Source organism: Alteromonas sp. R7 (genome assembly GCF_055755235.1).
In genome coordinates this window covers 501,334-513,771 of the sequence record NZ_JBVTQX010000002.1, presented here as the reverse complement: position 1 = coordinate 513,771, position 12,438 = coordinate 501,334, and the positions used below count along the sequence as shown (strand labels likewise).

The window sequence follows — 12,438 nt, the reverse complement described above, 5'->3', positions numbered from 1 at the left end:
AGAATTTAAGGAACACGCATGAAAACCAAACTTGCTATCTTATCTATGGCTGGCCTGTTAGCTACTCCGGCACTGGCTGATATTCAAATCAACGGCTTTGCAAACCTTATTGGTGGTATGACACTAGACGATGACGAGTCAGTGTACGATTACGACAGCGACTTTAACTTCGACCCTGCAAGTGTATTTGGCCTTCAGGTTCGTGGTGATGTTAGCGATAAGCTCTCTGCGACCGCCCAGCTGGTTGGCCGTGGTAGTGAAGATTACGACGCCGATTTTGAATGGGCGTACATGACCTATATGTTGAACAACAACTTCAACATCAGTGCAGGCCGTCTTCGCATGCCTTTATTTAAGTACTCTGCGTCATTAGATATCGGTTACTCGTATCACTGGCTAACACCACCAGATGCTGTATACGGCATTGACTTCAACAACATTGACGGTGTTCGTGTTGACTACATGAACTACTCAGGTGACTGGGAATATGGTGCACAGTTTACCGTTGGTCGTGTTGAGGCTGATACCACCATTTCAGGAACGCCTGCTGCGTTAGAATTGGAAAACGTGGTCGCTGTTTCATTTGAAGCAACACGTGATTGGTTCAGTGCGCGTACTTTGCTAGCACGTGGTAAAACAAGTGCTGCGAATGCTGACTTTGACACATTTGTTGGTGGTTTAAATCAATATGGTGCCTTTATTCCTGCGGCGTCTTTAGCCGCTGAAGGCCTGAGTGTTAACGAAGATACAGGTACCTTCTTTGAAGTGGCTGTTGATATCGATAAGTACGATTGGTTTGTGGGTGCAGAATTTACCCAAACAGAAGTTGATGGCTCTGTTATTGCCGATAATAAAGCATGGTACGTTACGGCGGGTATGCGCTTTGGCAAGTTTACACCACATATTACTTACGAAGTTGAAGAAGCGGATAATGGTACTCAGCTAGGTTTAATTGCTGCATTGCCTGCTACGATTGCGACAGGTGATGCCGTGGTTGATGCTACGTGGAACGGCGCAAATGGCTCGCCGGGTATTTACCAAACTGCGGCAGGTATTGCTGCTCAACAGGAGCTAGATGTATCGGCAGTTACTGTTGGTCTTCGTTACGACGTTGAGCCAGGTTTTGCACTTAAAACTGACGTAACTTGGTATTCAGATGATCTAAACGATCTAAATGATGCAACACTGCTTAAAGTAGGCGTAAACTATACGTTCTAACTACTCGTTATGGCCTTGCATTTTGGTGCGAGGCCATAATTTCATTAAAGATTTTAGCTATTGGGTAGATAAATTAGTTATGATGTTTTTTCAGGTAAAACTGAAACGTAGTTAAGCAATTATAAAAAACAGTGGGATAGCTGATGAACTTTCTAAAAAAAATGCCAATTGCGACAAAGATTTTCCTCATTCCGGGGATCGCAGCGCTAAGTTTTATTATTTACTTGCTTATCACTGTCTATACCGCACTCAATAATGGTGCAACGCTAGAAAAAGTTCAGAAAGTTCAATTTCCTGCCCTTCAACTATCAGCATCGACCTTAGTTGATATGCAAAAGGTTCGCGATACCCTTGCGAGCGCAGTGACCACTGGTGATCAAGACACCCTTACTATGGCGCAAGAGCTCGCCGAAGAAGCAAAAAGCGGCTTAAACCAAATTGCTTCTATTAGCCCTGAGTTTCGTAGTGAAATTTCCCGCATCTCCTCAGGCTTTGATAATTATTTCGATGTTGCCTACGACGTATCACAGTCTATGGTCAACGGCACTGCCGACTTCAGTCGTTTAGGCGAACTCTCAGCCCAAATGAATCAGTCATACGATGGTGCCATCGCTGCGATGTCTCAATTTCGTGATGCTCAACAGGCGGCATTTGAAGAAGCATTTAAAAACACAGACAGTGCCAATACCTCGTTAATTAGCACAGGCGTCATTTTAGCCGTGGTTGTGACTATATTGCTGTTTGGAACAGCGGTACCTATTGTTCGCGGCATTAAGCAAAGTATTGATGACGTGGTTCGTTCCCTTAAAGATATTGCTCAAGAAAACGGTGACCTAACGGTTCGCATAGAAACCAAAAGCGAAGATGAAATTGGCGAGTTGGTGTATTGGTTCAACCAATTCATGGACAAGCTGCAAGGCGTAGTGCGTGATGTGGTAGAAGCGAGTTTACCGCTATCAAACCTAGCGCAGAACTTACGCGGTGTAACGGAAGAAACCCAGCGCACCATTGATGTACAGCAAAAGTCTGCAACCAATGCTAAGCGTGCGGTAGATACAATGAGTGGCTCTGTTGACGGAGTTGCACATAGCGCAGCGCAGGCGGCAAGCGACGCTAACGAAGCGACAACAGCGGCCAGTGAAGGACGTCAAATCGTACAGCAAACCGTTACCAGTATTCAGCAGCTTGCTGAGAACGTACGCGAAACCGCTGACGTTATAGCTCGTTTAGAGTCTGATTCTAATAAAGTTGGCTCGGTGCTGGATGTGATTAAAGGCATTGCAGAGCAAACTAACTTATTAGCGCTTAACGCCGCTATCGAGGCAGCTAGGGCGGGTGAACAAGGTCGAGGCTTTGCAGTGGTAGCTGATGAAGTAAGAACGCTAGCATCGCGCACACAGCAGTCTACGGAAGAAATTCAAAGTACTATTGAACAGCTTCAAAATGCTGCTCACTCAGCGGTAGAGGTAATGTCTCGTGGTACTGAACAAGCAACTAGCAGTGTAGAGACGGCTAATAAAGCGGGAAGCAGTCTAGAAACCATTACCAGTACTATTGGGCGCATCAATCAAATGAACGAGCAAATTGCGCACAATACCGAAGACCAGCGCACTGTAGCGGTTGACATAGTTCGTCACGTTGATGAAATTCATGAGCGTACCGAGCAAACGGCGAGCCGTTCAGGTGAATTAGGCAGCATGTGTAATGAGCTTGCTGACCTGGCGCAGCACCTTGAGTCAATTGCGAAGCAATTCAGAGTGTAACACGCACTAGTTTGTCAAAAGCTATTAAGAGCCTCCGAAAGGAGGCTTTTTTGTGGGCGCAATAAACATAAACAAGTCGTGCCGCGCAAGTTAACGGGGTATTGAATAAAACGAAGGCATAAAAAAATCCCCAGCCAAGGCTGGGGATTTTTAGTCAAAGCAATGCTTTTTCTATTCGTCTAAGAAGCTGCGTAGCTGCTCAGAACGGCTAGGGTGGCGAAGTTTGCGAAGTGCTTTCGCTTCAATTTGACGAATACGCTCACGGGTTACGTCAAACTGCTTGCCTACTTCTTCAAGGGTGTGGTCAGTATTCATGTCGATACCGAAGCGCATACGAAGTACTTTTGCTTCACGGGCTGTTAGGCCTGCTAGTACTTCCTGCGTTGCATCTTTCAAGCTACCGCCAGTTGCTGAGTCGAGGGGCTGAATAATCGTGCTGTCCTCGATAAAGTCGCCAAGATGTGAATCTTCATCATCACCGATAGGGGTTTCCATCGAGATTGGCTCTTTAGCAATTTTAAGTACCTTACGAATTTTGTCTTCAGGCATTAACATGCGCTCTGACAACTCTTCAGGGGTAGGCTCACGACCCATTTCCTGAAGCATTTGACGAGAGATACGGTTAAGCTTGTTGATCGTCTCAATCATGTGAACAGGGATACGGATAGTACGCGCCTGGTCAGCAATAGAGCGAGTAATTGCCTGACGAATCCACCACGTTGCATAAGTTGAGAACTTATAACCACGACGGTATTCGAACTTATCCACCGCCTTCATTAGACCAATGTTACCTTCTTGAATAAGGTCTAGGAATTGAAGACCACGGTTGGTGTACTTCTTAGCAATTGAGATAACAAGACGTAAGTTAGCTTCAACCATTTCTTTCTTCGCGCGGCGTGCTTTCGCTTCACCGATTGACATGCGACGGTTGATGTCTTTGATATCTGCGATCACCAAGCCAGTTTCCTGTTCGACTTGGTTCATCTTGCTAATACAGCGCTCAATTTCTTCCTGATTTACAGCAAGGTCAGCGGCGTATGGTGCACCTGATTTAACTGCTTCATGTAACCATGCATTAGACGTTTCGTTGCCCGCAAATGCTTTGATGAAGTCTTTCTTCGGCATTTTTGCGTTAACCACGCAGAACTTCATTACTAGACGCTCTTGAATACGCACTTTGTCCATCATCTCACGCATGTTCTTAACCATGCGATCGAACTGTTTTGGAACTAGGCGGAATTCTTTGAAAACATCGCTTAATGCATTGATTTGCGTGCGAGAGTCAGCATGAGCACGGCCTTTCTTCTCGATAACTTCACGAGTTTTAAGGTATTGCTCACGAAGCTCAGTGAAACGCTCACGGGCTAACTCTGGGTCAACACCGCTATCGTCTTCGTCGCTATCGTCATCATCTTCATCGTCGTCTTCATCATCTAACTCTTCTTCAGATAATTCAGAACCAACGTGAGTAGCCGTTGGAGCAAGGTCTTGCTCATCGTTAGGATCAACAAAGCCAGAGATGATGTCGCTCAAGCGAATTTCTTCTGCTTCGTAAAGATCCCACTGGTCTAATAGATAAGTGATAGCTTCTGGGTATTCAGCAACTGAACATTGTACCTGGTTGATACCATCTTCAATTCGTTTAGCGATTTCAATTTCGCCTTCACGAGTAAGAAGTTCAACCGTACCCATTTCACGCATGTACATGCGAACTGGGTCAGTCGTACGGCCAATTTCACTTTCTACAGTAGCTAGTGCCTGAGCTGCCGCTTCTGCAGCATCTTCATCAGCATTCGCTTCTTGCATGAGAAGTTCGTCTGCATCAGGAGCTGATTCAGAAACTTGAATTCCCATGTCGTTAATCATGCGGATTATGTCTTCGATTTGATCAGAATCGACAATATCTTGCGGCAGGTGGTCGTTTACTTCTGCAAAGGTTAAGTAACCTTGCTCTTTACCTTTTGCAATCAGGAGTTTAATCTGAGACTGCTTGCTTTGCGCCATATAACCTACACTTCTCACATTCAATTAGTTTGCAATAGAAAAGACAACATACGTCTAGGTATGTTCCCCGTTCTGCTGTAGTACTGCTTTTGTATCAAGGCCGTTAATGCTCGATGCCACGCTGGTCTAAACCATTATGTTGCGATGCACATCTGCTCGGGTTCGGATCTGCCCGTTATGTTCGGCTATATCTTTGCTACTCGTGCTGCTGTATTTTTGTTCACTTTATAGTGAATGAGACACGTTTATCTGTGCCCACAGCGAATTAGCCAGTATAGCAGAATAAACGGTGGTTTTACCAGATTGATGGCCGATTTTTTAGCCAGTGTTTTTAAGCTATAAAACAGCGCGTATTCCAGACAGCGCGTATTTTAGCTAAACTAATCTTGTTAACTTAATCTCACCAACATAAGTGTTTAAAAAAGCCTTGTGCAAAAGCCTACAGAAGAACAGGCTAACCTCTAGGTCAGTTTGCCCAAGGTTAACTCTTCTGCCTTTCCCTCATAAGCAGGTTCAATTCCTGTTTTTCCGCCTGTGTCAGCGGCTGAACCCGCGAGCGTGAAATTAAGGTTTCAATGCGGCTATCGAAATGCCCGTCCAGTAAGCGAGCGAAGCTGTCGTTGTAAACCCGTTCAGCATCCTCGTCTTTAACCAAGTGTTCTTGTAACAATAATTTCGCGATAGTAGAAGAATGGGGATGGTCGCGGAAATTTTCAACAAGCTGCGCGGTTTTTGCTTGAGGGTGACTCACGCAATAGCGATGCACATCGCGTAATAAATCCATGCCAGCAGCGTTGCTGCCCGCAAAAATATCAATTTGAACGTCTTCACATAGTGTGGCTAATTCAGGTTTATCAAGCAGCAAGCGTATCAGCATGCGAAGCGGTGATAGTTTAGGCTTGTTTACTTGATTGCGATTCGGAGAATAAGCTTGCTTCGAACCTTGATTGGCTTTGGTGATATCTTGCTGAAGTTTAAACCGATCGAACTCGCCAGTGTGCTTGGCTAGTTCTTCCAGCAGCATTTGCTTTTGATCATCACCTAATGTGCTTTCGATAAGCGGCATTGCCGCTTTCTTAAGGGCAATTTTACCTTCTGGCGTGCCCACATTGTGCGTCTTTAATAAGTTTTCAAAGAAGAAGCGGGATAACGGCATAGCGTCATCTAGCATTTCCATAAACGCATCTTTCCCCACCTGACGCACCATCGTGTCAGGATCCTCGCCGTCGGGTAAGAATAAAAACGAAATACGCACGCCGTCTTTTAACGCGGGCAGGGCGTTTTCTAACGCGCGCCATGCAGCTTCACGCCCTGCGCGGTCACCGTCATAACAGCATACAATGTGAGACGTAGCGCGAACCAGCATTTGAATATGTTCAGGTGTGGTAGCTGTACCTAGCGCAGCAGTAGCAATATTAATGTCGAATTGACTTAGCGCCACTACGTCCATATAGCCTTCTACAATAACGACGGTATCCAGGCTACGATTTTTTTGTCTGGCAGAATAAAAGCCAAAGAGCTCACTGCCTTTGTGGAAAATGCGGGTTTCTGGCGAGTTTAAGTATTTAGGGCCGCCGTCATCTAATACTCGGCCGCCGAAACCCACAACACGACCCCGTTTGTCCCTGATAGGAAACATAATGCGGTCGCGGAAGAAGTCGTAGGTACGCCCTTGGTCGTTTTTATTGACCAGCTTTAAATCGACCAGTTGCTTGATGCGCTGTGGATCTTTGCCAAAGGTATTTAGCAACGCGTCCCAACTGTCTGGTGCGTAGCCAATTTCCCATTGCTTAACGATATCGCCGCTTAATCCACGGTTTTTCAAGTAGTCGATGGCTTTTTTGCTATTACCATTTTGGCGTAACTGATGCTGGAAAAAGCGTGCAACTTGCTCCATTACTGCGTAATCGTCTTGCTGTTGCTGCTTTTTCTCTTCGCTCATGGCAGGGCGACTGCCCTTTTCACGGGGGACTTCAAGCCCGTGATAGCGCGCTAGCTCTTCAATGGCCTCGACAAATTCTAAGCGGTCGAACTCCATAATAAACGAGATAGCGTTACCGTGAGCGCCACAGCCGAAACAGTGGTAAAACTGTTTGTCTTGACTAACAGTGAAAGATGGCGACTTTTCGTTATGAAAAGGGCAGCACGCTTGGTAGTTTTTACCTGCTTTTTTAAGTTTAACTCGGCTATCTACTACTTCTACCACATCGGTACGTGACAGCAGGTCGTCTATAAAATCGCGAGGTATCTTTCCAGCCATGAGGGTACTTTCAAAAAGGGTTAGTTAAAAAAGATTCAGTTCAAAAAGAATGAGAAAAGCACAAGTCGTAACTGCGCTTCAAGCGACAGGCTACAACATTATGAAAACAGTAATCTACTTTAACAGGGAAGTGTAAAAATGAGAACAATGAAGGTGTGACAATGCACACCTTCTACACGCTTCTCTTTTACGAAAGGGCAGAGTTTAAGCGTTCAAACGCGCCTTAATTTTTGCACTCAAAGCACCCATGTCGGTGCGGCCTTGAACCTTAGGTTTCAAGGCGCCCATGACTTTACCCATATCCTGCATACCCGATGCTCCGGTCGCAGCCATGGTTTCGTCGATAAGTGCATTTAGCTCATCGTCAGTCAAAGGCTGAGGTAAGAAATCTTCAATGTAAGTGATTTCTTCACGCTCTTTGCTAGCTAGGTCGTCGCGATTGGCTGCGTCATATTGCGCGGCGGCGTCTTGGCGCTGCTTAACCATTTTGGTTAGTACCGCTAAGATTGCACTGTCGTCTAGCGTAATTTGCTCATCGATTTCTTTTTGTTTAATGGCAGCCATTGCCATGCGAATAGTACCAAGACGTACTTTTTCTTTTGCACGCATCGCATCTTTTTGCGCTGCTTTTAAATCATCAATTAGTGCCATGATGTTTCCTGATTTTTTATTAGTAGAGTTTATACCAATCCGCATAGATCATTGCCCACTCAGAAGGCGCTGGCAAGTTTCCTAGCGAAGCGTGGGAATGCAGGAATGGTGTTCCCTTTCAAATTCCCAGAATGAAGCTAGGAAGCTTGCCAGACCTTCCCGAAGGGCGAGTTTAAAATGTCCGTACTCTTTGTTGTGTCACCTTGATGTAGAACCACTATACCTGCGGTAACACGCCGCGATTACGAACATTTTAAATCTCGCTGAGAGGATAATCATCTATGCGGACTGGTATTATTAAGCCCCAGGTTGAAAATCAAATGCAACCATTTGAAAAGGAAAAAATGGAGTCGATAAGAATAAGGCCAAAAAATAGAGGCCCAGAAACGCGAAAGGTGCTGCAATTGCAACACCTTTCAGACTCGTTACTTAACCCTATATTAGTAGAGTTTTACGCGACGTGCGTTTTCACGAGCTAGCTTCTTAAGATGACGCTTCTTAGCGGCAGCTTTCTTGCGCTTGCGTTCCCAAGTTGGCTTTTCGAAGAATTCACGACGACGAACTTCAGAAAGAACACCTGCTTTTTCACAAGAACGCTTAAAACGACGCAGCGCCACATCAAACGGCTCGTTTTCTCTAACTTTAACGATAGGCATTAAACACTCACCTCAAAACTTTTACTGTGTAAATCCGGGTAAAATTGTGCGCTAAAAAGGCCACCCGGGTTAAAAATGGTGCGAAATTCTAATCATATCTACAGAGAAAGTAAAGGATGAATTGCCAAAAAATAGCCAATATTGTGCATTTACCGTTCATTTACCTGTTCACTGGCATTCCATGAATGCAGGATTAAAGGTAAACTCTGCGCTCGTTAAGCACCGTGTTGTTTAACTCGGCTTGTATAAGCGCCCTTTTCAGAATGTTTTCTTGCTCAATTCCCTTTTGAAAAATGAGTGATCAAAAGTGTGGAATCAGATGATCCTGACTAGGGTAGTGTTATGATCGCGGCGGGATCATAAAGATGATCGCATCAGATCGCCAGAATTATTTTCTCAGTTTTTGATATTTGCTTAGTCATTATGGTTCTCAACAATTGTGTGAACACGTGTTGTGATAAAAAGGCGACAGCAAATCCAAAAACGAAGCATTGAAGTTAGTAGTAAAAGGGTTACTCCCCATGCGTATTTTAGGAATAGAAACATCTTGTGACGAAACTGGCATCGCCGTTTACGACGATGAAAAAGGGTTGCTGTCGCACGAACTATATAGCCAAGTAAAGCTGCACGCAGACTATGGTGGTGTTGTGCCTGAACTTGCGTCACGGGACCACGTGAGAAAGATCATTCCTTTAATTGAAAAGGCTATGGAAGACGCTAACACCCAACCATCAGAGATCGACGGCGTTGCTTTTACCCAAGGCCCCGGTTTAGTGGGCGCATTGTTAGTGGGTTCGTCTGTCGGGCGTTCATTGGCCTACGCGTGGAATGTGCCAGCAGTGGGCGTTCATCATATGGAAGGGCATTTATTAGCGCCTATGCTTGAAGACGACGCACCTGAATTTCCTTTCGTTGCTTTATTGGTTTCAGGTGGCCACTCAATGCTAGTTAAAGTCGAAGGCATTGGTCAATATGAAGTACTTGGTGAGTCTATTGATGATGCCGCTGGTGAAGCCTTTGATAAAACCGCCAAGTTACTTGGCCTTGATTACCCAGGCGGCCCTCTTTTAGCAAGATTGGCTGAAAAGGGAGAAGCGGGACACTATAAGTTTCCTCGCCCGATGACCGACAGACCAGGACTAGATTTCAGTTTCAGTGGTTTAAAGACCTTTGCGGCGAACACCATTCGCGATGCTGACCTAACTGGTGGTGATGCTGAGCAAATTAAAGCCAATATTGCCTACGCGTTTCAAGAAGCCGTCGTTGATACGCTTATTATAAAATGTAAGCGAGCATTAAAGCAGACTGGCATGAAGCGTTTGGTTATTGCTGGCGGCGTAAGTGCAAATACAATGTTGCGCAGTGAGATGAAAGCCCTGATGCAAGAGCTAAAAGGTGAGGTGTTTTATCCTAGCTTAGCGTATTGTACAGACAATGGTGCCATGATTGCCTATGCGGGCATGCAGCGTTTGAAAGCTGGGGAAACCTTGGCCTTGTCTTCACAAGCCAAGCCGCGCTGGCCCCTTGATACTTTATCGGCGATTTAGGTATTCATAAAAAACCGGTAATTAGGCGCCACACCTCGTTGTAAACGCTACTATGTCTTCCCTAAGTTCACTGAGGAAATATTGAGCATAGCAAGCAGGTAAAACAAAAAAGCATAAATAAAAGGCAATGGGAGCGCATTCCATTGCCTTTTGTTTTACTAAAATGAACATTGAGTAAGGACGTTAAACACCATGCGCTTAGCAACAGACGGAACAAAACAAAATGCACCGCTATTCTATTTAGCATTGTCGTTATTTATTTCGCTTACCTTTGCAGCGCTCACTGCGTCCAATGCATTTGCATCAAGCAAAGCACCCCTGAATGACTTTGTAAAAGGCCTGAAGCAAGAGCAGCAAGATCAGTATGTCGTGCTCATTTCTCTTGATGGATTTCGCCACGACTATATCGAATTACACAACGCGCAACACCTTGGTGCTATTGCAAAGAAAGGGGTAAGAGCGTCGTCTATGACCCCTGTTTATCCTTCAAATACCTTTCCCAACCATATTTCACTTATCACTGGGTTATTACCGAAACACCACGGCATCGTGAACAATCGATTTTTTGATAAGTCTCGCCCAACGAAAGAAGGCTACGCGCAGTACAAGCTGGGTTACGGCGGCATGGACAGCACGTGGATTACGGCAACGCCGCTATGGAACTTAGTGGAATATCATGGCATGAAGGCAGCTACCTTCTTCTGGCCAGAGTCTGATTCACGCATATCAGGTACCTTGCCTAGCTACTTCTATCACTACTCTAAATACGCCGATTACCAGCAGCGGGTAGATCAAATTATAACTTGGTTGAAACTGCCTGAGGTGTCGCGCCCTCGCTTTATTGCGGGTTATTTCTCGCTTACCGATTCGGTTGGACATGATGAAGGACCTTTTGCCGACAAAACCAATGATGCGGTGCAGGAAGTGGATGCGCTTATTGGTCAACTTTATGAACGCATTAACGCATTAGATTTGCCGGTAAACTTGGTAGTGGTGTCGGATCACGGCATGACACCCATTGATGAAAGTCAGCTTATAGAAGTTGAGTCTTTATCTATACCTGATAGCTTCATTATTGAAAATGAGGGAGCGCAAGTTCATCTTTACGCCAAAGTGGGCGTGAACGATAAACAAATCACCGAAGAAACAGAACGTCTTACCCATATAGCCGAAAACCGTTACATTGTGCTTAACGATACCCAGCGCGCTGAGCGACATATGGAAGTGGGAAATAGAACCGGCGATATTATTATTGAGATAGCCCCGCCAGCACGCTTTAAAAACGCCAACAGCATGCATATTAGTAAAGGTGGGCATGGCTACATGAACACGCTGCCTGATATGGGGGCGACGTTTGTAGCAGTGGGACCTGCGTTTAAAACGAATACCACCCTACCTGTGTTTAGCAACCTGGAGGTTTATCCTGCGTTGGCCAAAATACTTGGCATTGCGCCGGTTACGCCGATAGATGGTAAGTTAGATGTGCTGGAAAAGGCGCTTACTCTTTAACTTTTCCCTTATCCCATACTTTACTTTCATTGCCCGCTAAAAGACGGGCAATGTTGTCTTTGTGGCGTAGAATGATAAGCAGCGAAAGCATTGCCACGGGCACGGTATATAAAGGCTTAATCAAAAATGTAAATAACGGCGCAAGAGATACTGCGATAAGCGCGCCTAATGAAGAATAGCCCGTAAGAAACACCACTACTACCCAACTCAAAATAAGCAAACCTGCTAAATCGAGGCCTATAGGGAGCATAGCGCCAAACGCAGTGGCGACGGCTTTTCCACCTTTGAAACCAAAATAGAGCGGAAAGATATGCCCCAAGCACGCGAAAATAGCAATGACGCCTAACATGATTGGCTCTATGCCCAGAAAGTAACTGCCGTAAACGGGAATAGTGCCTTTTAGTATATCCATGACAAGCACGAGGAGTGCTGGAACACGACCGCCCAGTCGATACACATTGGTAGCACCTGGGTTTTTAGAGCCGGCGGTTCGTGGGTCTGGTAAACCAAACAGCTGGCTTATAACCACAGCACTTGAAAGTGAACCGAAAAGATAGGCAACAGCGATCATCAAAAGAGTTAGCGAAATCATTTTGTCATTCTAATTATTAAAAATATTGCCTTTTATTACGTTAAATTTGGTGTGTGCAAGTTCAATGGGCTTTAGTCGCATTAAATTGTGAAACCTTGGTTGCTCCCAGTTGTCATACAGCGGTATAGTTGTGCCACACAAGCGTAAAGCTACTCCATCCAAACGCGATATACCACCGTTTACCAGCAATATGTGGGTGAAAGCGCAGTAGTAAGACCAGTAGTAGGGCTAATAAAAA

General features: G+C 45.2%; 9 protein-coding genes. 4 read left to right on the top strand and 5 right to left on the bottom strand.

Annotated features, from left to right (window positions below):
• Positions 1–18: 18 nt before the first annotated feature.
• Positions 19–1,218, top strand: a complete 1,200-nt coding sequence (locus AC0J2X_RS05040; protein ID WP_014948263.1) for a hypothetical protein — start codon at positions 19–21, stop codon at positions 1,216–1,218.
• A 143-nt stretch (positions 1,219–1,361) separates the two neighbouring features.
• The gene (locus tag AC0J2X_RS05035; protein WP_039224512.1) at positions 1,362–2,981 is read left to right on the top strand and encodes a methyl-accepting chemotaxis protein; all 1,620 of its coding nucleotides are present in this window, start codon (positions 1,362–1,364) and stop codon (positions 2,979–2,981) included.
• A gap of 171 nt (positions 2,982–3,152) precedes the next feature.
• On the opposite strand, the gene rpoD is transcribed toward AC0J2X_RS05035, so the two are convergent.
• From rpoD to rpsU, 4 genes are all read right to left on the bottom strand, one after another.
• A complete protein-coding gene (rpoD, locus tag AC0J2X_RS05030; protein WP_014948265.1) occupies positions 3,153–4,985 on the bottom strand; it encodes an RNA polymerase sigma factor RpoD in 1,833 nt (610 codons plus the stop codon).
• 481 nt (positions 4,986–5,466) lie between these two features.
• Positions 5,467–7,245 carry a DNA primase gene (gene dnaG / locus AC0J2X_RS05025; protein WP_049587032.1) on the bottom strand — a complete coding sequence of 593 codons (1,779 nt, stop codon included), beginning with the start codon at positions 7,243–7,245 and terminating at the stop codon, positions 5,467–5,469.
• A 204-nt stretch (positions 7,246–7,449) separates the two neighbouring features.
• Positions 7,450–7,896 carry a GatB/YqeY domain-containing protein gene (locus AC0J2X_RS05020; RefSeq protein WP_012517256.1) on the bottom strand — a complete coding sequence of 149 codons (447 nt, stop codon included), beginning with the start codon at positions 7,894–7,896 and terminating at the stop codon, positions 7,450–7,452.
• 440 nt (positions 7,897–8,336) lie between these two features.
• Positions 8,337–8,552, bottom strand: a complete 216-nt coding sequence (rpsU, locus tag AC0J2X_RS05015; protein ID WP_012517258.1) for a 30S ribosomal protein S21 — start codon at positions 8,550–8,552, stop codon at positions 8,337–8,339.
• A gap of 521 nt (positions 8,553–9,073) precedes the next feature.
• On the opposite strand from rpsU, the gene tsaD reads away from it, so the two are divergent.
• Positions 9,074–10,099, top strand: a complete 1,026-nt coding sequence (gene tsaD, locus AC0J2X_RS05010) for a tRNA (adenosine(37)-N6)-threonylcarbamoyltransferase complex transferase subunit TsaD (protein ID WP_039224515.1) — start codon at positions 9,074–9,076, stop codon at positions 10,097–10,099.
• Between the two features lie 192 nt (positions 10,100–10,291).
• Entirely contained in the window at positions 10,292–11,608 is a 1,317-nt protein-coding gene (locus AC0J2X_RS05005; protein ID WP_252119754.1) for an alkaline phosphatase family protein, read from the top strand.
• Here the strand turns inward: AC0J2X_RS05005 and plsY are convergent.
• Positions 11,598–12,200, bottom strand: a complete 603-nt coding sequence (gene plsY / locus AC0J2X_RS05000; RefSeq protein ID WP_014948270.1) for a glycerol-3-phosphate 1-O-acyltransferase PlsY — start codon at positions 12,198–12,200, stop codon at positions 11,598–11,600. The two genes, AC0J2X_RS05005 and plsY, sit on opposite strands and share 11 nt — an antisense overlap.
• Between the last annotated feature and the right edge of the window lie 238 nt (positions 12,201–12,438).

Coding starts and splice junctions, on each gene's coding strand:
- tsaD (WP_039224515.1), top strand. CDS start 9,074: ATGCGTATTTTAGGAATAGAAACATCTTGTGACGAAACTGGCATCGCC.
- dnaG (WP_049587032.1), bottom strand. CDS start 7,245: ATGGCTGGAAAGATACCTCGCGATTTTATAGACGACCTGCTGTCACGT.
- rpoD (WP_014948265.1), bottom strand. CDS start 4,985: ATGGCGCAAAGCAAGCAGTCTCAGATTAAACTCCTGATTGCAAAAGGT.
- AC0J2X_RS05040 (WP_014948263.1), top strand. CDS start 19: ATGAAAACCAAACTTGCTATCTTATCTATGGCTGGCCTGTTAGCTACT.
- plsY (WP_014948270.1), bottom strand. CDS start 12,200: ATGATTTCGCTAACTCTTTTGATGATCGCTGTTGCCTATCTTTTCGGT.
- AC0J2X_RS05020 (WP_012517256.1), bottom strand. CDS start 7,896: ATGGCACTAATTGATGATTTAAAAGCAGCGCAAAAAGATGCGATGCGT.
- rpsU (WP_012517258.1), bottom strand. CDS start 8,552: ATGCCTATCGTTAAAGTTAGAGAAAACGAGCCGTTTGATGTGGCGCTG.
- AC0J2X_RS05035 (WP_039224512.1), top strand. CDS start 1,362: ATGAACTTTCTAAAAAAAATGCCAATTGCGACAAAGATTTTCCTCATT.
- AC0J2X_RS05005 (WP_252119754.1), top strand. CDS start 10,292: ATGCGCTTAGCAACAGACGGAACAAAACAAAATGCACCGCTATTCTAT.